Genomic DNA, 23,625 nt, shown 5'->3' with positions numbered 1-23,625 from the left:
TCACACCACGTCGAGGACGTAGAGCCAGGAGTGCGGGGTGGCGAACGGCTCGACCCTGGCGATGCGCAGGCCCGCGTCGGTGAAGAGCCGGTCGTAGGTGGACCTGGTGTGCAGGGGGACGCCCATCATGGCGTGGGCCAGCTCGAACCCGACCGAGAAGATCGGCTGCATGCTCTCGTGGTCGATCCGGTCGCGGAGCATGGTGTCGCCCAGGATGAATCTGCGCGCGTTGGGGAAGGCCTCCCGCATCCGCGGCATGATGTCGGCGCGGGTCTTCGGGTCGGCGAGCAGGTCGTGCAGGAGGAAGAAGCTCATCACCGTGTCCACCTCGCCGGTGATCTCCAGCTGCCGCTGCCTGTCGAGGACGTCGAGCACGTCGGCCTGGACGGCCTGGACCCGGTTCTGCAGGCCGGCGGCGGCGATGTCGCGCCTGGCCATGAGGGTCGCGGGCTCGCTGATGTCGATGCCCATGCCGCGGGTTCCGGGCCGCTGGGCCACGACCCGGCTGACCCGGGCGCTGTTGCCGCTGCCGAGGTCGGCGATGGTGCCGAACTCGACGTCGTCGAGCACCTCGTCCAGCAGCGCGGCGAACATGGCCTGGTCGCACTGGGCGGAGCCGAGAGCGACCATCGACTCCTCGCGGTGGATGTCGCTGGGGTCGTAGTGGCGTAAGCCCCCGGTGAGCTGCCCGGCGTTGGCGAACACCTCGTTGTAGCCGCCGACCGCCCAGGTGAAGTAGCCGCGCGAGCGGGCGATCTCCTGGCCGGCTTCGGTGGGGATGTAGACGTCGTCGTCGGCCTTGAGGTAGCCGCAGCAGGTCGCGGCGCGCAGGAGGGCCACCGCCCGCCCGTTGTCCGCGTAGTCCTCGGTGTAGAGCCTGTCGCCCCTGCCGATCCGCTCCATCAGGCCGAGGCGGTCCAGGGCGAAGACCACGTTCGCGGCGATGTATCCGTTGTAGGCGTCGGCGGGGGCGATCGGGGTGGACGCCTGGCCGTGCCACTGCTCGGGAATGTCGTACTTGTTCATGATTTTTCGTCCAATCTCAGGAGGGGTTCAGAGGTGCGAGTCGAGCACGGGACCGATGACCGACAGCGCGTCCGCGCCGGTCATCTCGCCGTGTGTGACGGGGACGGGGTGGATGTCGAGGCGGCCGGTCACGTGCGGGTGCCAGGCCGCCGGGTCGGGGGCGTCGCCGGGACGGTCCGCGGCGGCGAGGAAGAAGAGCACGTCGCCGTCGTAGGCCCGTCTCGGCCTGTCCGCGGCGAGCGCCAGGTTGGCCAGGAACACCCCGATGACGCGGGCGACGGCCTCACCGCTCAGCCCGGACAGCGGTCCCTGACCGTGCGCGACAAGCGCGGCGTGCTCCTGCGGGGTCTCCGGCCAGGCGGGGATCTCTCCCACGGGCTGCCCGAGGGAGGTGAGGATGGCGGCGAGCAGGGCGGGGTCCCGGTCGGCGGGACGTTCGTCGAGCTCCGGATAGCCGTCCAGGATCGCGAGCAGTTCGACCCGCTCACCCATGGCCTGGAGCTCGGCGGCGACCGCGTGCGCGACCACCCCGCCGAAGGACCAGCCGAGCAGGGCGTAGGGGCCCTCCGGCTGAACCTCCCTGATCTGCTCGACGTAGGTCAGGGCCAGCTTCTCCACGCTGGCCGGGTGCAGGGACAGGTCGCCCAGGCCGGGCGCCTGGAGACCGTAGATCGGGCGGTCCGCGTCGATGTGCCCCAGCAGGCCGGTGTAGACCCAGCTGATGCCCGCCGCCGGATGCACGCAGAACAGCGGGTTGCGCGTCCCGCGTGCCCTGATCGGCAGCAGCACGGGGAAGGCCTCCCGGTTCGGCGAACCGCCGAGCGCGGCCAGTTCGGCGACGGTCGGCGCCTGGAACAGGTCGCGGACGCCCACGTCGAGCCCCGCCCTGAGCCGGACCTCCGCCACCAGCCTGGCCGCGAGCAGCGAGTGCCCGCCCAGGTCGAAGAAGTTGTCGTCGACGCCCACCCTGTCCAGGCCGAGGACGTCGGCGAACAGCTCGCAGAGCACCTCCTCCCGCGCGTCGCGGGGTCCTCGACCGTCCTGGGCGGCGGCGTACTCGGGGGCGGGCAGCGCCCGGTGGTCGAGTTTGCCGTTCGGGGTCAGCGGCAGCGCGTCGACGACGACCAGCGCGGCGGGCACCATGTGCTCGGGCAGCGTCGCGGCCAGTACGGCCCGCAGCGCGGCCACGTCGATCCCGGCCCCGATCCCGGCCCCGATCCCGGCACCGCCTCTGGGGACGACGTAACCGACGAGCCGGTCGTCCCGGACGACGACCGCGCTGTGCGCGACGCCCGGCTGGGCGCCGAGGACCGCGTTGACCTCGCCGAGCTCGATGCGGAAGCCCCGGATCTTGACCTGGTCGTCGATCCTGCCGAGGTACTCCAGCTCCCCGTCGCGGGTCCGGCGGGCCAGGTCCCCGGTGCGGTACATCCGGGTGCCGGGCGGGCCGTAGGGGTCGGCCACGAACCGTTCCGCGGTCAGCGCGGGCCGGTCGTGGTAGCCCCGGGCCAGGCCCTCCCCGGCGACGAACAGCTCCCCGGCGACCCCCACCGGGGCGGGCCGCAGCGCGGAGTCCAGAACGTAGGCGCGCAGGCTGGGGATGGCGGTCCCGATGAGCGAGCGGCTCTGCCCTTCCGCGGTCGCGGCGTCCAGGGCCCGGTAGGAGACGTGCACCGTGGTCTCGGTGATGCCGTACATGTTGACCAGGACCGGCGCGTCGTCGGGGTGCCTGCCGTACCAGTCGGCGAGCCTGCTCAGGTCGAGTGCCTCACCGCCGAAGACGACGCTGCGCAGCGCCAGCTTCGAACCGGTCTCCTGGTCCTCCGCCTCGGCCTGGACGAGCTGGTAGAAGGCCGAGGGGGTCTGGTTGAGCACGGTGACCCGCTCCCTGGCCAGCAGGCCGAGGAACTCCCTCGGCGAGCGGCTGACCTCGAAGGGCACGACCACCAGGCGTCCGCCGTACAGCAGGGGGCCCCACAGCTCCCAGACGGAGAAGTCGAAGGCGCAGGAGTGGAACAGGGTCCACACGTCGTCGGGGCCGAAGGAGAAGTGACGTTCGGTCGCGGCCATCAGCTGGACCACGTTGCCGTGCGGGACGACCACGCCCTTGGGCCTGCCGGTCGAGCCGGAGGTGTAGATGACGTAGGCGGGGTTCTCCGGCGCCGGGCCGGTCACCGGGCCGGTCACCGTGTGGCCGCCGAGGTCCAGCTCGTCCAGCAGCACGTACGGCAGCGCGGTCGCGGGCAGCCCGGCCACGGTCGGGGCCGTGCTGACCAGCAGGACCGGGGCCGCGTCGTCGATGGTGTAGGCGATGCGGTCGGCCGGGTAGCCGGGGTCGATCGGCACGTAGGCGCCACCCGCCTTGATGACCGCGACGATCGCCACGACCAGGTCCGCGGAGCGCGGCAGCGCCAGGGCGACCAGGCCCTCAGGACCGACCCCGCGTTCGACCAGCAGGTTCGCCAGCCGGTTGGCCCTGGCGTCCAGCTCCGCGTAGGTCAGCTCCTCCTCACCGAAGGTCAGCGCGACCCGTTCCGGGGTGCGGGCCGCCTGCGCCTCGAAAAGGTCCTTCAGCGTGCCCGGCGCCGGGGTGAACTCCGTACCGCGCAGCAGGCGCTCACGTTCGGCGGGGGTCAGCACGTCCACCTGACCGGCCCGCAGGCCGGGATCGGCCGCCACCGCTTCGAGCACCCGGACGAACCGTCCCGCGATCTCCTCGGCCGTGATCCGGTCGAACAGGTCGGTCGCGTATTCGAGCACCCCGGTCAGGCCGTCTCCGGTGCGTGTCTCGCACAGGCCGAAGGACAGGTCGAACTTGGCGACGTCGGTCTCGAGCTCCATGACCTCCGCACGCAGGCCGGGCAGCTCAGGAGTCTCTCCCGTGGTGTCGTGCAGCGTCAGCATCACCTGGAAGAGCGGATGCCTGGCCATCGAACGGGCCGGGTTGAGCGCCTCGACCAGCCGCTCGAACGGCACGTCCTGGTGACCGTAGGCGTCCAGGTCCAGCGTCCGCACCCGGCCGAGCAGCTCGGTGAAGGTGGGGTCGCCCGACAGGTCGGTCCGCAGGACGAGCGTGTTGACGAAGAAGCCGACCAGGTCGTCCAGCGCGTCGTCGGTGCGCCCGGCGATCACGGTGCCGACCGGCAGGTCGGTGCCCGCGCCGAGCCCGCCGAGCAGTACGGCCAGCGCCGCCTGGACCACCATGAACAGGCTGGCGTTCTCCCTCCTGGCCAGGGCGGTGAGGGCGGCGTGCGTCTCCGGACCGATCCGCAGCTCGACCGAGTCGCCCCGGTTCGTCGGGATCGCCGGCCGGGGCCGGTCGTACGGCAGCGCCAGCTCCTCGGGCGCCCCCTCCAGCGTCCGCCGCCAGTGGGCGAGCTGCTCGTCCTGGACGGTTTCGAGGAGGTCGCGCTGCCAGAGGGCGTAGTCGGCGTACTGCACCGGCAACGGCGCCCAGCCGGGTGCCTCCCCGGCCAGCCGCGCCGCGTAGGCCTCTCCCAGGTCGCGCAGCAGCGCCCCGATGGACCAGCCGTCCCCGGCGATGTGGTGCATGACCAGCGCGAGCACGTGCTCTCCACGACCCAGGACGAACAGCGAGGCCCGCAGCGGAGGCTCGACCGCCAGGTCGAAGACGTGCCCCTGGGCCAGACCGAGGCACTCACGCAGGTGCCGTTCGTCCCTGACGTCCCGCACGTGCAGCTCGGGACGCACCCCGGCCAGCACCTCCTGGTACGGCAGGCCGCCCTCGACCGGGAACACCGTGCGCAGCACCTCGTGCCGTTCCACCACGTCGCCGAGCGCCTCCCGCAGGGCGGCCAGGTCGAGAGGGCCGGAAAGGCGCAGTGCCAGCGGCGAGTTGTAGAGGCCGCCGGTGCCCTTCATCTGCTCGATGAACCACAGCCGCGACTGGGCGGAGGAGAGCGGCACCCGTTCCGGACGGACGACCGGCAGCAGCAGCGGGCGGACGTCGTCCCGTCCCGCCTGCTCCAGGTGACGGCTGAGCCCGGCGACGTCGGGGTGCTGGAAGAGGGTCCTGACGGACACCTCGACGCCCAGGGCCGTGCGGATGCGGCTGACGAGCCTGGTGGCGAGCAGCGAGTGTCCGCCCAGGTCGAAGAAGCCGTCGTCGACGCCCACCCGCTCCACGCCGAGGACCTCGGCGAACAGGCCGCACAGGATCTCCTCCCGCGGGGTGCGCGGTCCGCGTCCCTCTCCGGCCGTGCCGAAGTCCGGCTCAGGCAGCGCGCGCCGGTCGACCTTGCCGTTGGCCGTGACCGGCAGCGCGTCCAGCACCATGACCGCGGCGGGCACCATGTAGTCCGGCAGCCTGCCGGCGGCGTAGGCGCGCACCTGCTCGGGATCGCCCTCCCCGGTGACGTAGGCGACCAGCCGGTTGTCCCTGGCAACCACCAGGGCGCGCCGTACCGAGGAGTGGGCGGCCAGGACCGCCTCGACCTCGGCGAGCTCGACCCGGAAGCCACGGATCTTCACCTGGTCGTCGACACGGCCGACGAACTCCAGTTCGCCGGAGGCGTTCCAGCGGACCAGGTCCCCGGTGCGGTACATCCGCTCGCCGGGCGGGCCGTACGGGCAGGCGACGAACCGCTCTGCGGTGAGGCCGGGCTTGCCGACGTAGCCCCGGGACAGGCCGGTACCCGCGATGTACAGCTCGCCCGCGACCCCTTCCGGGGTCGGTCGCAGCCCGGCGTCCAGGACGTAGACCCTGGTGTTGCGCATCGGACGGCCGATGGGGACCGTCGCGGGGACGCCGGTCTCGGCGGTCATGATGTGGCAGGTCTTGATGGCCGTGGTCTCCGTCGGGGCATAGACCGCGACAACCGTTATTTCAGGACATGTCGCCATCAGGTCGCGGACGGCGGCGGGCGAGACCACGTCCCCGCCCGTCCACACCTGCCGCACCTCGCGGAAGCTCTCCGGCGACTCCGCGGCCAGCACACTGAGCAGCCCCGAGGGGGCCTGGACCAGCGTCACCCGGTGCTCGGCGACGGTCCTGGCCAGGGTGTGCGCGTCCAGCGCGCCCGGCGGGGCCAGCACGATCCGGCCTCCCGTCACCAGCGGAACCCAGACCTCCGTCGTCGAGGCGTCGAACGCGGTCGGCGAGTGCAGCAGCGTCCGCTCATGCGCGCCGGTCAGGAACTGCGGGTTGGCCAGCAGGTCGACGACGTTGCGGTGGGTGACCCCGACCCCCTTGGGCAGGCCGGTCGAACCCGAGGTGTGCATCACGTAGAGAAGCCGGTCGGGGTGGATCCTCAGCCCGGGGTTCTCCGCCACGGCTCCGGAGCCGGTGATCTCCAGGACGCTCCTGAGCGGGTCCTGCGCGATCGGGTGCCCGGTGTGCTCGGTGTCGACCAGGACGAAACGGGCGTCCGTCGCGTCCAGCACGTGCCGCAGCCGGGGCAGCGGATAACGCGGGTCGAGCGGCGCGTAGGTGCCGCCCGCCTTCGCCACGGCCAGGATCGCGGCGACCAGCTCGACGCTCCGCTCCATCAGCACCGCGACCGGCTCCTCGGGAACCAGCCCCCGGTCGAGCAGGGTGCGCGCGATGTGGTTGGCGCGGGCGTTGAGTTCGGCGTAGGTGACACCGGTCTCGCCGAGGACCACGGCGACCGTGCCGGGGTGGGCGGCGGCCTCGGCCTCGAACAGCTCGTGGACGCAACGGCCGAAGTCGGTCTCCACGGCGGTGTCGTTCCGGGTGACCAGCAGCAGTTCCCGCTCCTGGTCGGAGAGCACGTCGACGGCGCCGACCATCAGCTCGGGGTCGTCGGCCACCGCCCGCAGCACCCGGACCAGCCGTTCGGCCAGAGCCGTCACGGTGCCGTGGTCGAACAGGTCGCAGGCGTACCCGATCGCACCGGTCAGGCCGTCAGGGGTCTCGGTGAAGGTGACATTGAGGTCGAACTGGGCGTGCGCCTCACCGACCGGCTCCATGGTCCCGCGCAGCCCGGCGAAGTCCAGCTCGGCGCGGGTCTGGTTGTCGAAGGTGACGACGGTCTGGAAGAGCGGGTGTCTGGCGGGCGTACGGGGCGGGTTGAGGTGCTCGACGAGCCGTTCGAAGGGCACGTCCTGGTGGGTGTAGGCGTCCAGGTTGGTCGTACGGACCCGGTCGAGCAGTTCGGTGAAGGTCGGGTTTCCCGACAGGTCGGTGCGCAGCACCAACGTGTTGACGAAGAAGCCCACCAGGTCGTCGAGTGCCTCGTCGGTGCGTCCGGCCGTCGGGGTGCCGAGCGGGATGTCGGTTCCGGCTCCGAGGCGGCTGTAGAGGGTCGCGACGGCGGCCTGCAACAGCATGAACAGGCTGACCTGCCGCTCGGCCGCCACCCGGACCAGCCGCCCGTGCAGTTCCGCGTCCACCCTGAACTCGGCGAGGTCGCCCCGGTGGCTGGGGACAGCGGGCCTGGCCCGGTCGTACGGCAGCGCCAGCTCCTCCGGCATCCCCTCCAGTGCGTTGCGCCAGTGGGCGAGTTGTTCGTCCTGGACGGTGTCGAGAAGGTCGCGCTGCCAGAGGGCGTAGTCGGCGTACTGCACCGGCAGCGGCGCCCAGTCAGGGGCGTTTCCAGCCGATCGTGCCTGGTAGGCGACGGCCAGGTCGTCGAACAGTGGCCTCAGTGACCAGCCGTCCCCGGCGATGTGGTGCAGCAGCAGGACCAGCACGTGCTCGTCCGCGCCGTGCGACAGCAACCAGGCCCGCAGTGGCGGCTCAGCCGCCAGGTCGAAGGCGCGGCCGACGACCTCGGAAAGCTCACCCGTCAGGTGCAGCACCGGCCGGACGTCCTCAAGCACCTTCTGGTACGGCACGCCGTCCACCGAGGGGAAGACCGTCCGCAACGCCTCGTGCCGGTCGGCCAGGTCCCCGAGGGCCGCCTCCAGCGCCCGGGTGTCGACGGAACCGTGGAGCCGTACGGCGAAGGGCGTGTTGTAGAGGGCACTCGGCCCTTCGAGTTGTTCGATGAACCACAGGCGTTGCTGGGCGAAGGACAGCGGGACGTGTTCCGGCCGGGTCATGGCGGTCAGGGCAGGCCGTACGGTACCGGCCTGCTCAGTGGCCAGGTACCGCTCCAGGCGGGCAACGTCCGGGTTCTGGAAGAGCGCCCTGATCGGCAGCTCGACTCCCAGGACGGTGCGGATCCGGCTGACCAGCTTGGTCGCGAGCAGCGAGTGCCCACCCAGATCGAAGAAACCGTCATCCAGGCTGACCCGTTCGACCCCGAGGACCTCGGCGAACAGGCCGCAGAGGATCTCCTCCCGCGGCGTGCGCGGCTCACGCCCCTCGGTGACGCAGATCTCGGGCTCGGGCAGGGCGCGGCGGTCGATCTTGCCGTTGGCCGTGACCGGCAGGGCCCCAAGCGTCACGACCACCGGCACCATGTACCCCGGCAACCGGGCACCCACATACTCACGCACCTGCTCGGAGGTGGCCTCCCCGGTGACGTAGGCCACCAGCCGCTTGTCGCCCGGACGATCCTCCCGGACCACCACCACGACCTGACCAACCGAGGAAAGCCCCCCGACCACCGCCTCGACCTCACCCGGCTCGATCCGGAAACCACGGATCTTCACCTGGTCGTCACTACGACCGACGAACTCGATCTCCCCCGAGGCGTTCCACCGCACCAGATCCCCGGTGCGGTACATCCGCCCGCCGTACGGACAGGCCACGAACCGCTCAGCCGTCAGACCGGGCCTGCCGGCATACCCACGGGCCAGGCCCGAACCGGCGATGTACAGCTCGCCCGCGACCCCGTCCGGGACCGGCCGCAGGGCCTCGTCCAGCACGTAGAGGCGCATGTTGTCCAGCGGACGGCCGATGGGCACCGAAGCCTGGGGAGCCGAGGACTCGTCCATGCGATGGCAGGTGGCGAAGGTCGTGGTCTCGGTCGGGCCGTACCCGTCGACCACCGTCAACCCGGGACACCTCTCCAGCACCCGCCGAACCGAAGCCGCAGAGACCACGTCACCCCCGGTCCACACCTGCCGAACCGCCGCGAAACACTCCGGCGCCTCCTGCGCCACCAGGTTGAACAACCCCGCCGTCAACCACAGCGCGTCCACCCCACCACCGGACAACAACCGGACGAAATCAGCCGTGGCGAGCTGCCCCGGCGGCGCCACGACCACCTGACCGCCCGACAGCAACGGCACCCACAACTCGTAGGTCGAGGCGTCGAACGCGGTCGGCGAGTGCAGCAGCACACTCCTGGAGGTGATCCCGTCGAAGCAGCGGCTGTGGGCCAGGTCGATCACGTTCTGGTGGGTGATCGTGATGCCCTTGGGCGTCCCGGTCGAGCCGGAGGTGAACATGACGTAGGCCGTGTGTTCTGGCCGGGCGGTGTCCGGTGGGGCCGTGACGGGCACCGGGGTCGTGGGTGGGGTGATGGTCAGGGTGGTGATGTGGAGATCGTGGGTGGTGTCGGTGAGCAGGAGGGTGGCGCCCGCGTCGGTCAGGATCCGCTGGAGGCGTTCGGTGGGTTGCCGGGGGTCGAGGGGGAGGTAGGCGGCTCCTGCCTTGAGGATGCCGAGGATCGCGACGACCAGGGCGGGAGAGCGGTCCATGAGCAACGCGACCGGGGTGTCCGGTGCCAGGTCTTGGCCGATCAGGGTGTGGGCGAGGTGGTTGGCGTGGGTGTCGAGGTCGGCGTAGGTGAGGTGGGTGTCGCCGGAGACGACGGCCACGGCGTCGGGGGTTCTGGCGGCCTGTTCGGCGAACAGGCGGTGCAGGGTGGAGACGACCTGCGGGACGGCGGTGTCGTTCCGCGTGACCAGCAGCAGTTCCCGCTCCTGGTCGCAGAGCACGTCGATGGCGCCGACCGCCAGTTCGGGGTCGTCGGCCACCGCCCGCAGCACCCGGACCAGCCGTTCGGTCAGGGTGGTGGCGGTGTGGTGGTCGAACAGGTCGGTGGCGTACTCCAACAGACCGGTCAGCCCATCGGGAGTCTCGGTGAAGGAGAAGGACAGGTCGAACTTGGCGATGTCCAGGTCGAAGGGATACTCCCGGCACTCCAGTCCGGCGAACTCCTCAGGCAGCGGGGTCTGGCTGTCCAGGGTGACGGCGGTCTGGAACAACGGATGCCTGGCCGGGACCCGCTCCGGATTGAGATGCTCAACCAGCCGCTCGAACGGCACATCCTGATGGGTGTAGGCGTCCAGGTTGGTCGTACGAACCCGGCCCAGCAGTTCGGTGAAGGTCGGGTTCCCCGACAGGTCGGTCCGCAGGACCAACGTGTTGACGAAGAAGCCCACCAGGTCGTTGAGCGCCTCATCCGTACGGCCCGCCGTCGGCGTCCCCAACGGGATGTCCGTCCCGGCCCCCAAGCGGCTGTAGAGCGTCGCGACGGCCGCCTGCAACAGCATGAACAGGCTGACCTGCCGCTCGGCCGCCACCCGGACCAACCGCCCATGCAGTTCCGCGTCCAGCCCGAACCCCGCCACCCCACCCCGATGACTCGGAGCGGCAGACCTGGCCCGGTCGTACGGCAGCGCCAACTCCTCCGGCATCCCCTCCAGTGCGTTGCGCCAGTGGGCGAGTTGTTCGTCCTGGACGGTGTCGAGAAGGTCGCGCTGCCAGAGGGCGTAGTCGGCGTACTGCACCGGCAGCGGCGCCCAGTCGGGGGCGTCCCCGGCTGATCGTGCCTGGTAGGCGACGGCCAGGTCGTCGAACAGTGGCCGCAGCGACCAGCCGTCCCCGGCGATGTGGTGCAGCAGCAGGACCAGCACGTGCTCGTCCGCGCCGTACGACAGCAACCAGGCCCGCACCGGCAACTCGGCCGAGATGTCGAAGACCCCGACTGCCAGGTCCTCCACGACCGCCCGCGCCTGTTCGTCGTCGGCGCAGTCCCGAACGTTCAGCGTCAGCCGGGCGTCCTCAAGCACCTTCTGGTACGGCACGCCGTCCACCGACGGGAAGACCGTCCGCAGTGCCTCGTGCCTGGTCACCACGTCGGCCAGCGCCGCGTCGAGTGCCGAGGTGTCCACGGGGCCGCGTAGCCGTACGGCCAGAGGGGTGTTGTAGAGGGCGCTGGGTCCTTCGAGTTGTTCGATGAACCACAGGCGTTGCTGGGCGAAGGACAGCGGGACGTGCTGGGGCCGGGTCATGGCGGTCAGGGCGGGCCGTACGGTACCGGCCTGCTCGGTGGCCAGGTACCGCTCCAGGCGGGCAACGTCCGGGTTCTGGAAAAGTGCCCTGATCGGCAACTCGACTCCCAGGACGGTGCGGATCCGGCTGACCAGCTTGGTCGCGAGCAGCGAGTGCCCACCCAGGTCGAAGAAGCCGTCGTCGACCCCGACCCGCTCAACGTCGAGGACCTCGGCGAACAGGCCGCAGAGGATCTCCTCCCGGGGAGTGCGCGGCTCGCGACCCTCGGACGTGCTGAGATCGGGGGCGGGCAGCGCACGGCGGTCGATCTTGCCGTTGGCCGTGACCGGCAGGGCGTCGAGAACCACCACGAACGGCACCATGTAGGCCGGCAGCCGGGCGCCCACGTACTCGCGCACTCCCTCTGGGGTGGCGTCCCCGGTGACGTAGGCCACCAGCCGCTTGTCGCCGGGACGGTCCTCCCTGACGATCACCAGGGCCTGCCGTACCGAGGGATGCTCCGCGACGACGACCTCGATCTCACCCGGTTCGATGCGGAAGCCACGGATCTTCACCTGGTCGTCGGTACGGCCGACGAACTCGATCTGTCCGGAGGTGTTCCAGCGGACCAGGTCCCCGGTGCGGTACATCCGCCCGCCGTACGGGCAGGCGACGAAGCGTTCGGCGGTCAGGTCCGGCCTGCCGACGTAGCCTCGGGCCAGGCCTTCGCCCGCGAGGTAGAGTTCGCCCGCGATCCCGGCCGGGACCGGTTGCAGCGCCTCGTCCAGGATGTAGGCCCGCATGTTGTCCATGGGGCCGCCGATCGGCGGAACCGCCTGGTAGGCGAACGGGCGCCGCACCGGGTGGCAGGTGGCGAAGGTCGTGGTCTCGGTGGGACCGTACACGTGGACGAAGGCCAGGTCCGGGCAGCGTTCGACGGCCCGGCGCATCGCGGTGACCGATCCGGCCTCGCCGCCGCTCCACACCTCCCGCACCCCCGCCAGGGGACGCGACCCGTGCTCGGCCAGCAGGTTGAACAACGCCGTGGTGAAGAACGCCGCCGTCGGCCGCCGTTCGATCAGCAGCGTGGACATGGCGTCCAGGTCGAGCTCGCCCGGCGGTGCCACGACCACCTGACCGCCGGAGAGCAGCGGCACCCACAGCTCGTAGGTCGAGGCGTCGAAGGCCAGGGGAGAGTGGACCAGCACCCGGCGGTGTTCCTCCTTGCGGAACCGGCCGTCGGCGGCCAGCGCCACCACGTTCCTGTGGGTGACGGCCACGCCCTTCGGCACCCCCGTGGACCCCGAGGTGAACATGACGTACGCCAGCTGATCCTGATAAATGGGCATATTTTGCCCGGTGGGTTCTACGTCCGGTTCGTTGAGCAGGGTGGCGACGTCGAGCACCGTCATGTCGTCCGGGAACGTCACTCGCCGGGCGGTCTCGTCACCCAGGACCAGGTGAGCCCCGCTCTGCCGCAGGATCACCTCGATGCGCGAGGCCGGATAGCGAGGATCGAGCGGAACGTACACGCCACCCGCCTTGAGCACCCCCAGGACGGCGATCACCGCCTCGAAGGAACGCTCCAGGAAGAGCACCACCGGGGTCTCCCTGGTCACCCCCTCGGTCGTCAGGCGCCGCGCCAGCCGCTCGGCGCGGGCGTCGAGTTCCGCGTAGGTCAGCGTCCGCTCGTCCTGGTTGAGCGCGACCGCGTCCGGGGTGCGCGCGACCTGCTCGGCGAACAGTTCGGGAATGCTTCCCCCGGCCACCGGACCGGCGGTCTCGTTCCACTCGTCCAGGATCTCGGCCCGCTCCTCGGGGGCGAGCACGTCGATGGCGGCGATCGGCAGGTCCGGGTCGTGGGCGACGGCCAGCAGTACCCGCAGGAGTCGTTCGGTCAGGGTGGTGGCGGTGTGGTGGTCGAACAGGTCGGTTGCGTACTCCAGCAGACCGGTCAGCCCGTCTCCGGTTTCGGTGAAGGCGAAGGACAGGTCGAACTTGGCGATGTCCAGGTCGAAGGGATACTCCCGGCACTCCAGTCCGGCGAACTCCTCGGGCAGCGGGGTCTGGCTGTCCAGGGTGACGGCGGTCTGGAACAACGGATGCCTGGCCGGGACCCGCTCCGGATTGAGATGCTCCACCAGCCGCTCGAACGGCACATCCTGATGGGTGTAGGCGTCCAGATTCGCCGTACGAACCCGGCCCAGCAACTCGGCGAAGGTCGGGTTCCCCGACAAGTCCGTCCGCAGCACCAACGTGTTGACGAAGAAGCCCACCAGGTCGTTGAGCGCCTCATCGGTACGTCCAGCCGTCGGCGTCCCCAGCGGAATGTCCGTCCCGGCCCCCAGACGGCTGTAGAGGGTCGCGACGGCGGCCTGCAACAGCATGAACAGGCTGACCTGCCGCTCGGCCGCCACCCGGACCAACCGCCCATGCAGTTCCGCGTCCAGCCCGAACCCGGCCACCCCACCCCGATGACTCGGCACAGCAGGCCTGGCCCGGTCATACGGCAGCGCCAACTCCTCCGGCACCCCGTCCAACGCGCCCTGCCAGTAGGCGAGCTGCTCATCCTGAACGGTTTCGAGAAGGTCCTGCTGCCACAGCACGTAGTCGGCGTACTGCACCGGCAACGGCTCCTGGATCGGGAGCCGCCCGGCCAGCCGCGCCTCGTAGGCCGTCTCCAGATCGACGAAGAGCGGGCCCACCGACCAGCCATCGCTGACGATGTGGTGAAGCAGCAGGACCAGCACGTGCTCATCGGCGCCACGCGACAGCAACCAGGCCCGCACCGGCAACTCGGCCGAGATGTCGAAGACGTACCCCGCCGCCCGCTCGACCGCCCGCCGCACCTCGGCGTCGTCCGCGCAGGTCAGCACCTCAAGCACCGGCCGGGCCCCGGCCTCCCGGATCTCCTGGTACGGCCCGGCGTCAGAGGAGACGAAGACCGTGCGGAGCACCTCGTGCCTGGTCAGCAGGTCCCCGAGGGCGGCCTCCAGGGCTCCGGCGTCGATCCGGCCGCCGAGCCGCAGCACGAGCGGCGTGTTGTACAGGGCGCTCGGCCCCTCAAGCTGTTCGATGAACCACAGGCGCTGCTGCGCGTAGGAAAGCGGAATCATGGTCTTCCTCCGACGGAGATCACGGGCTGCTCAGCGCCTGGGCCGCAACGCGGGCCTGGCCGGGCCGGACTTGGGGAGTTCGTCGACGACACCGGCGACGGTGGGGGCGTTGAACAGGGAGCGGATCGGCAACTCGGCGCCGAGAACGGTGCGGATGCGGCTGACCAGCTTGGTCGCGAGCAGCGAATGGCCGCCCAGGTCGAAGAAGCCGTCGTCGATGCCCACCCGTTCGAGACCGAGGACCTCGGCGAACAGGCCGCACAGGATCTCCTCCCGCGGGGTGCGCGGGCCACGACCACCGGCCGTGCCGAAGTCGGGTGCGGGCAGCGCGCGCCGGTCGATCTTGCCGTTGGCCGTGACGGGCAGGGCGTCCAGGACCATCACCGTCGGCACCATGTAGGCGGGCAACCGGGCGGCGACGTGCTCACGCACCTGTTCGGGGACGGCCTCCCCGGTGACGTAGGCGACCAGGCGTTTGTCTCCCGGCCGGTCCTCACGGGCGACCACGACCGCCTGCCGTACCGAGGGGTGTTCACCGGTCACGGCCTCGATCTCGGCGAGTTCGACCCGGAAGCCACGGATCTTCACCTGGTCGTCACTACGGCCGACGAACTCGATCTCTCCTGAGGTGTTCCAGCGGACGACGTCCCCGGTGCGGTACATCCGCCCGCCGTACGGGCAGGCCACGAACCGCTCAGCCGTCAGACCGGACCTGCCCACGTAACCGCGGGCCAGGCCGGTGCCCGCGATGTACAGCTCGCCCGCGACGCCGGCCGGGACCGGCCGCAGTCCCTCATCCAGCACGTAGACGCGGGTGTTGTCCATCGGGCGGCCGATGGACAGCCGCCCCGACCCGGCCTCGAGCTGGGTCACGCAGAGCGTCGTCTCGGTCGGACCGTACAGGATCCGGATCGTGACGCCGGGGTTCGCCTCGCGCACCCGGCGCACCGCGGCGGGCGAGACCACGTCGCCTCCGGTCAGCACCTCCCGCACCCCCGCGAAGGCGTCGGGGTCCTCCTCGGCGATCACCCGGAACAGACCGGCCGTGACGTGGACGTGGGTGAGGTCGTGCCGTCCGACCAGGGCACGGATCCCGGCCGCGTCCACGTTGCCCGCCGGCGCGACGACCACCTGGCCGCCGGAGAGCAGCGGCACCCACAGCTCGTAGGTGGAGGCGTCGAAGGCGTGCGGCGCGTGGAACAGGATCCGCTGTTCGTACGGCTGCCGCCAGCACCTGTCCGTCACCAGGTCGATCACGTTCTGGTGGGTGATCGTGATGCCCTTGGGCGTCCCGGTCGATCCGGAGGTGAACATGACGTAGGCCGTGTGTTCTGGCCGGGCGGTGTCCGGTGGGGCCGTGACGGGCACCGGGGTCGTGGGTGGGGTGATGGTCAGGGTGGTGATGTGGAGATCGTGGGTGGTGTCGGTGAGCAGGAGGGTGGCGCCCGCGTCGGTCAGGATCCGCTGGAGGCGTTCGGTGGGTTGCCGGGGGTCGAGGGGGAGGTAGGCGGCTCCGGCCTTGAGGATGCCGAGGATCGCGACGACCAGGGCGGGCGAGCGGTCCATGAGCAACGCGACCGGCATGTCCTGCCGGGCGCCCGCCTCGATGATCTGATGGGCCAGGTGGTTGGCGTGGGTGTCGAGGTCGGCGTAGGTGAGGTGGGTGTCGCCGGAGACGACGGCCACGGCGTCGGGGGTTCTGGCGGCCTGTTCGGCGAACAGCCGGTGCAGGGTCGTGACGACCTGCGGGACGGCGGTGTCGTTCCACCCGGTCACCAGTAGCTCCCGCTCCTGCGGAGCCAGGATCTCCAGGGTGGCGACGTGCTGTCCGGGGTCGTCGGCCACCGCCCGCAGCACCCGGACCAGCCTTTCGGCCAGCGTTGTCACGGTGCCGTGGTCGAACAGGTCGCAGGAGTACTCGATCATGCCGGTCAGGCCGTCGCCGGTCTCGGCGAAGTTGAAGGCCAGGTCGAACTTGGCGACGTCCAGGTCGAAGGGATACTCCCGGCACTCCAGCCCGGCGAACTCCGCCGGCAGCGGGGTCTGGCTGTTCATCGCGATGAGGGTCTGGAAGAGCGGGTGCCTGGCCGGGACCCGCTCAGGGTTGAGGTGCTCGACGAGCCGTTCGAAGGGCACGTCCTGGTGGGTGTAGGCGTCCAGGTTGGTCGTACGGACCCGGTCGAGCAGTTCGGTGAAGGTCGGGTTTCCCGACAGGTCGGTGCGCAGCACCAACGTGTTGACGAAGAAGCCCACCAGGTCGTTGAGCGCCTCGTCGGTGCGTCCGGCCGTGGGGGTGCCGAGCGGGATGTCCGTTCCGGCTCCGAGGCGGCTGTAGAGGGTCGCGACGGCGGCCTGCAACAGCATGAACAGGCTGACATGGTGCCCTGCGGCCAGCCGGACGAGCCTGGCGTGCAACTCGGCGTCCACCTGGAACGGGGCGTTCCCACCCCGGTGGCTCGCCCGGTCCGGCCTGGGCCGGTCGTACGGCAGCGCCAGTTCCTCCGGCGTCCCGTCCAGTGCGTTCCGCCAGTGGGTGAGCTGCCCGTCGAGGAGGGTGTCGAGGAGGTCGCGCTGCCAGAGGGCGTAGTCGGCGTACTGCACCGGCAGCGGCGCCCAGTCGGGGGCGTTTCCAGCCGATCGTGCCTGGTAGGCGGCGGCCAGGTCGTCGAACAGCGGCCGTAGTGACCAGCCGTCCCCGGCGATGTGGTGCAGCAGCAGGACCAGCACGTGCTCGTCCGCACCGTGCGACAGCAACCAGGCCCGCACCGGGATGTCCACGGCGATGTCGAAGACGTGCTCGACGGAGATGCGTTCGACCGCCGCGCGGACGTCGGCGTCGTCCGCGCACACGCGCGTCTCCAGTACCGGGCGGGCGTTCTCGGCGAGCCGCAGGCGGGGCAGTCCTCCGACCGAGGGGAAGGTCGTCCGCAGTGCCTCGTGCCTGGTCACCACGTCGGCCAGCGCCGCGTCGAGCGCCGAGGTGTCCACGGGGCCGCGTAGCCGTACGGCCAGAGGGGTGTTGTAGAGGGCGCTGGGTCCTTCGAGCTGTTCGATGAACCACAGGCGTTGCTGGGCGAAGGACAGCGGGACGTGCTCCGGCCGGGTCATGGCGGTCAGGGCGGGCCGTACGGTACCGGCCTGCTCGGTGGCCAGGTACCGCTCCAACCTGGCCACGTCCGGGTTCTCGAAGAGTGCCCTGATCGGCAACTCGACCCCCATGACCGTGCGGATCCGGCTGACCAGCTTCATCACCAGGAGTGAGTGTCCGCCCAGGTCGAAGAAGCCGTCGTCGACGCCCACCCGCTCCACGCCGAGGACCTCGGCGAACAGGCCACACAGGACTTCCTCCCGGGGAGTGCGCGGCTCACGCCCCTCGTTCGCACCGACCTCGGGCTCGGGCAGGGCGCGGCGGTCGATCTTGCCGTTGGCCGTGACCGGCAGGGCCCCAAGCGTCACGACCACCGGCACCATGTACCCCGGCAACCGGGCACCCACATACTCACGCACCTGCTCGGAAGTGGCCTCCCCGGTGACGTAGACCACCAGCCGCTTGTCGCCCGGACGATCCTCCCGGACCACCACCACAACCTGACCGACCGAGGAAAGCCCCCCGACCACCGCCTCGACCTCACCCGGCTCGATCCGGAAACCACGGATCTTCACCTGGTCATCACTACGACCGACGAACTCGATCTCCCCCGAGGCGTTCCACCGCACCAGATCCCCGGTGCGATACATCCGCCCACCTGACCCGCCGTACGGACACGCCACGAACCGCTCAGCCGTCAGACCAGGCCTGCCGGCATACCCACGGGCCAGGCCCTCGCCCGCGAGGTAGAGCTCGCCGGCCACTCCGGCCGGGACCGGTTGCAGCGCCTCGTCCAGGACGTAGGCCCGCATGTTGTCCATCGGCCCGCCGATGGGCACCGAGGCAGGGACGGAACCGGCCGAGCGCATCGGGTGGCAGGTGGCGAAGGTCGTGGTCTCGGTCGGGCCGTACCCGTCGACCACCGTCAACCCGGGGCACCTCTCCAGCACCCGGCGCACCGAAGCCGGGGAGACCACGTCGCCGCCGGTCCACACCTGCCGAACCGCCGCGAAACACTCCGGCGCCTCCTGCGCCACCAGGTTGAACAACCCCGCCGTCAACCACAGCGCGTCCACCCCACCACCGGACAACAACCGGGCGAAATCAGCCGTGGCGAGCTGCCCCGGCGGCGCCACGACCACCTGACCGCCCGACAGCAACGGCACCCACAGCTCGTAGGTCGAGGCGTCGAAGGCCAGCGGGGAGTGGACCAGCACCCGGCGGTGCTCCTCTCCACCGAACCGGCCGTCGGCGGCCAGCGCCACCACGTTCCCGTGGGTGACGGCCACGCCCTTCGGCACCCCCGTGGACCCCGAGGTGAACATCAGGTAGGCCCGGTTGTCCGGCAGGACGCGGACGGCGGGACGTTCCCCGGCCTGCTCCGCCGCGTGCACCCGGATGGTCCGCAGCCGGTCAGAGCCGGTCAGCGGGTGTCCCTGGTGCGCCTCGTCCACCAGCAGCAGCCCGGCGCCGCTGTCGGCCAGCACGCGGCTGAGCCGTTCCAGCGGGTGGCGGTCGTCGAGCGGCACGTACAGGCCGCCGCCCTTGAGGATCGCGAGCAGCGCGGCCACCTGGTCGGCGGAGCGGTCCATCAGCAGCGCGACCGGCGTCTCCAGGCCCATGCCCGCCGCGGCCAGCCGGTCGGCCAGCCGTTCCGCCCGCAGGTCGAGGTCCCGGTAGGTCAGCTCCTCATCGCCGCAGCGCAGAGCCACCGCGTCCGGGACGCGCGCCACCTGTTCGGCGAACAGCTCAGGGAGGCTCCGCTCGGGGACCGGCCCCGCGGTGTCGTTCCATCCACCGAGGATCTCGGCCCGCTCCCCGGGCGTCAGGACTCCGGCCTGGCCGACCGGTGCCCCGGGGTCGTCCAGCAGGTGGCCGAGCAGTCGTTCGAACCGGCCGAGCAGGGTCGTGGCCGCCTCGCCGGTGATGACGGAGGGCTGGTGGTCGAGATGCAGGCCGAGCCGTTCGCCGGGGGTGACCGCGAGCAGCAGCGGGTAGTGGGCGCTGTCGGCGTCCTCGACGAGTGCGACGTCCAGGACGCCTTCGACGCCGAGAGGCGCGTTGTCCGGGTAGTTACCGTAGACGACGACGGTGTCGAACAGGCCGCCGAGCCCGGCGCACCGCTGGATCTCGGCCAGCCCCAGGTGCTGGTGGTCCAGGAGTTCGGCCTGTTCGGCCTGCACCCGGGTGAGCAGCGCCGCCCAGCTCTCCGCGGGGCGGACCCCGATCCGGACGGGGACGGTGTCGATCAGCAGGCCGACCATCCGCTCCACTCCGGGGATCTCGTGCGGGCGGCCGGAGACCGTCATGCCGAAGGCGACGTCGCCCCGGCCGGTCAGCCTGGTCAGCAGCACCCCCCAGACCGCCTGGATCACGGTGTTGACGGTCACGCCGTGCCGCCGGGCGAGCCGTACGAGCCGGTCGGTGGTCTCGGCGGGCAGCTCCCTGCGCAGCCGCAGGGGCGGTTCCGGCGCCCTCTGGCCGGGCGCGACCAGCGTGGGCTCCTCGAATCCGGTCAGCGCCGCGGTCCACGCCCGCCTGGCGGCCTCCCGGTCCTGCCGGCCGACCCAGGCCAGATAGTCCCGGTACGGCACGCGGCGCGGCAGCGCGGAGTCGTCGCCGGAACTCGCGTACAGGGCCCACAGCTCCTCGGCGAAGATCGGCATGGACCAGCCGTCGAGCAGGATGTGGTGGATGGAGGCGACGAGCCGGTGACGTTCCGGTGCGGCGCGCAGCAGCAGCCAGCGCACCAGCGGTGGGCGGGACAGGTCGAAGCGGCGGGCGCGTTCCTCCTCGACGATCCTCGCGGCGTGTTCCTCGAAGTCGTCCACGCCGGACAGGTCGATCTCGGTGAAGGGCGCCCGCGCGCCGTCCACGACGACCTGGAGCGTCGAGCCGTCCTCGCCCCGGTGGAAGGCGGCGCGCAGGTTGGGGTGGCGTTCCAGCAGCGCCGTGGCGGCGGCGCGCAGCCTGGGCACCTCAAGCTCCCCGGTCAGGTCGAAGCTGCACGCGGCGGTGTAGACGTCGGCGGCCCCCAGGTCGTACTGGGAGTGGAAGGCCATGCCGCTCTGCGTCGCGGACGCGGGCCACACGTCGCCGATCTCGGCGGGCCGGTGCGCGGCCACCAGGGCGTCCAGTCCGGCCTGGTCGATCTCGACGAGGGGGAAGTCGGAGGGGGTGTAGGTGTTCACGGTGTTTCGCCGTACGTGGGCGGCGATACCGCGCAGCGCGGTGAACCAGGCCTCGGCGAGTTCGGCGGTCTCCCGCTCGGTGAGCAGTTCGCCCGCCCAGGTCCACTCGGCCAGCAGCGCCGGGCCCTTCGGGGTGTCGAGGGTGAGGGCGTCGAGGCCGAGGGCGTGCGGCAGCGACATGCCGGGTTCGCCGCCCTCACCCACCAGGTCGGCTCCGGCCAGCCAGTCCTCGCCGGTGACGTCGTCCATCGGGAAGCGGCCCAGGTAGTTGAACTCGATCCTCGGTTCGGGGTGTTCGCCCAGGACGGCCCCGGTCTCGGGGTTGAGGTATCTGAGCAGGCCGTAGCCGATGCCGTGGTCGGGGATGGCGCGCAGCTGTTCCTTGACCCGTTTGAGCGCGGCGCCGACTCCCGCGCCTCCGGCGGTCACCTCCGGCCAGGGCACCGTGCCCGGGTCGAGCCGTACCGGGAAGACCGAGGTGAACCAGCCGACCGTCCTGGACAGGTCGACCCCGTCGACGATCTCCTCCCGGCCGTGTCCCTCGACGGCCACGAGCACGGGCGTCCCCGAGCCGGGGGTGCGGCGTGCGCGCCAGTGCCCGAGAGCGAGGGAGAAGGCGGTCAGCAGCACGTCGTTGACCTGCGCGTGGAAGGCGGCGGGGGCCTGGGTGAGCAGTGGTTCGGTGATCTCGGGCGGCAGCGCGAGGCGGAGTGAGCCGACGGTGGCGTAGGTGTCGCGGGCCGGGTCGAAGGCACGTCCGCCGAGCGGTGTCTCCGGTGTCCTCAGGGTCTCGGCCCAGAACGGCAGTTCGGCCACGCGGGCGGGGGACAGGGCCGCCTCGCCGAGCCGCCGCGCCCAGTGGCGGAAGGAGGTCGGCACCGGTTCGAGCGGCGTTCCCGGTTCGCGCAGCGCCGCCAGCAGGTCCGCCTGGAGGGTCCGCCAGGACACCCCGTCGACGACCACGTGGTGGACGACGAGCAGCAGGCGCGCGCCGTACCTGACCGCCTGGAGCATCACCCCGGTCTCGGGCCGCAGCCGGGCCGGTGCCGTGCGCGCCGCCGCCGCGAAGTCCGCCTCGCCGGTCACGAACTCGACCACGTCCCCGGCGCGCACGGCGCCCTCGGGCCGGGTCCAGAGCCGCCACGGCCGTACGGCGGGCGCCGAGGTCCGCATCCGCAGCACGTCGTGCCGGTCCAGTACGGCCTGCAGCGCGGCGGTCAGCCGTTCGTCGGTCGTCTCCGCGGGGATCGACAGGCTCATCGACTGGTGGTAGCCGTCCAGCGGTCCCCGCTGCGCGGCCAGCCAGGCGATGACGGGGGTCTGCGGGACCTCGCCGAGGTTGGCGCCCGCCTCCTCCGTCACGGCGGGTCGTTCCTCGACCGTCCCGGCGATCCTGGCCAGGGCCGCCACGTTGCCCGCGGTGAAGACGTCACGCGGGCTGATCCGCAGCCCGGCCCTGCGTGCCTCGGAGACCAGCTGGATCGCGGTGATCGAGTCGCCGCCGAGTTCGAAGAAGGACTTCTCGACCCCCACGTCGGCCAGGCCGAGGACCTTCCGGTAGAGCTCGTGGAGGGTCCGCTCCAGCTCGTCGGCCGGGGCGGGCGTCCCCACGTCGGCCTGGCCGAAGACCGGGGCGGGCAGGGCCTTCCTGTCGACCTTTCCCGCCGCGTTGAGCGGGAACGTCTCAAGCACGACGACGGCGGCGGGCACCATGTAGTGCGGCAGCCTGCCCGCGCAGTGCTCACGCAGTTCGGCCGGGTCGGCCTGGCCGGTGACGTAGCCGACGAGGAGCCTGCGGCCGGGCTCGTCCTGCCTGGCCAGCACCACGGCCTGCCGTACGGCGGGGTGCCCGGCCAGGACCGCCTCGACCTCACCCGGTTCGATGCGGAAGCCGCGGATCTTCACCTGGTCGTCGGCTCGGCCGACGAAGTCGAGCTGCCCGTCGGGGCGCAGCCGTACCCTGTCGCCGGTGCGGTACATCCGCTCGCCCGGCTCGCCGAAGGGGCAGGCCACGAAGCGTTCCGCGGTCAGGCCCGGCCTGCCCACGTAGCCCCGGGCCAGTCCGGGTCCCGCGACGTACAGCTCGCCCTCGGCGGCCGGGCGCAGGGCGTCGTCCAGGACGTGGACGTGGGTGTCGCGGCAGGGCAGGCCGATCGGCGGTTCCTCGTCATCGGTCAGGGGGCCGCTCATGGTGGCGGTGACCGTGGTCTCGGTGGGGCCGTAGCCGTTGAAGACGGCGTGCCCGGCGCTCCATCGGGAGACCAGTTCGCGGGGGACCGCCTCCCCTCCGACGACGATGGCGCGCAGGGTCGGCAGCGGCACGTCGGGCAGGGTGGCCAGCATCGCCGGTGACAGGTCGGCGTGGGTGATCCCGTACTCGTCGATCAGGCCGGCGAGCTCCTCGCCGACCATCTGGCTCTGTTCGCGCGGCAGCACGAGGGTGGCGCCGTTGGCGAGGGTGTTGACGATGTCCGAGACGGAGACGTCGAAGCTGAGGGAGGCGCCCTGCAGTACGCGGCTGGTGCCGTCGATGCCGGTCAGGCCCGCGTGGGTGGCGACCAGGGCGGCGAGCCCCGCGTGGGTCACGGCCACGCCCTTGGGGGTGCCGGTCGAGCCGGAGGTGTAGATGACGTAGGCGGTGTTGGCCGGGGAGAGGGGCCGCAGCGGGACCTCCCCGGTCCCGGTGTCGGTGGAGGAGTCGGCCAGGAGGAGGGGGACGCCGCAGTCGGGCAGGCCCGGAGCCGTCTCCGCCGAGGTGAGGACCAGTTTCGCCCCGGAGTCGGCGACCATGCGTGTGATCCGGTCCGCGGGCAGGGAGGGGTCGACCGGCAGCCAGGCCGCCCCTGACTTGGCGATCGCGTAGACGGCCGCGATCGCCGTGACGGACCTCGGCAGCGCCAGGGCGACGACGTCCTCCGTGCCGACTCCCCGCCCGGCCAGCAGCCGGGCCAGCCGACCGGCCCGAAGGTCCAGCTCGGCGTAGGTGAGCCGGGTGTTCCCGGCCACCAGGGCGACGGCGTCCGGTGTCCTGGCCACCTGTGCCCCGATCAGTTCCGGCAGCGTCGCCGGGGGCACCCCACCAACCGCGGACATGCGGTTCCCTCCTTCGGCTTT

At 71.4% G+C, this 23,625-nt stretch carries 3 protein-coding genes; all 3 read right to left on the bottom strand.

The features are described from left to right. Genes ABZ463_RS39310 through ABZ463_RS39300 form a run of 3 tightly spaced genes read right to left on the bottom strand, consistent with a single transcriptional unit; the run spans nt 1 to nt 23,604 of the window. Nucleotides 1-1,026 (bottom strand): hypothetical protein, encoded by a 1,026-nt coding sequence (locus ABZ463_RS39310; protein WP_362784796.1) that lies wholly within the window; start codon nt 1,024-1,026, stop codon nt 1-3. Between the two features lie 27 nt (nt 1,027-1,053). Next, on the bottom strand, nt 1,054-14,232 hold the full coding sequence (locus ABZ463_RS39305; RefSeq protein ID WP_362784793.1) for an amino acid adenylation domain-containing protein: 13,179 nt from the start codon (nt 14,230-14,232) through the stop codon (nt 1,054-1,056). Between the two features lie 30 nt (nt 14,233-14,262). After that, complete coding sequence (locus tag ABZ463_RS39300; RefSeq protein ID WP_362784791.1) at nt 14,263-23,604, bottom strand: amino acid adenylation domain-containing protein; 9,342 nt, start codon at nt 23,602-23,604, stop codon at nt 14,263-14,265. Nucleotides 23,605-23,625: the final 21 nt, after the last annotated feature.

It is taken from the genome of Streptosporangium sp. NPDC020145 (assembly GCF_040631275.1).
Classification (GTDB): domain Bacteria; phylum Actinomycetota; class Actinomycetes; order Streptosporangiales; family Streptosporangiaceae; genus Streptosporangium.
Note: the sequence above shows the minus strand (reverse complement) of the source record. Positions and strands in the feature narration are given on the sequence as shown.

Bases quoted from the DNA above. Each gene is read 5' to 3' on its own strand.
- ABZ463_RS39305 (WP_362784793.1), bottom strand. From the start codon at position 14,232: ATGATTCCGCTTTCCTACGCGCAGCAGCGCCTGTGGTTCATCGAACAG.
- ABZ463_RS39300 (WP_362784791.1), bottom strand. From the start codon at position 23,604: ATGTCCGCGGTTGGTGGGGTGCCCCCGGCGACGCTGCCGGAACTGATC.
- ABZ463_RS39310 (WP_362784796.1), bottom strand. From the start codon at position 1,026: ATGAACAAGTACGACATTCCCGAGCAGTGGCACGGCCAGGCGTCCACC.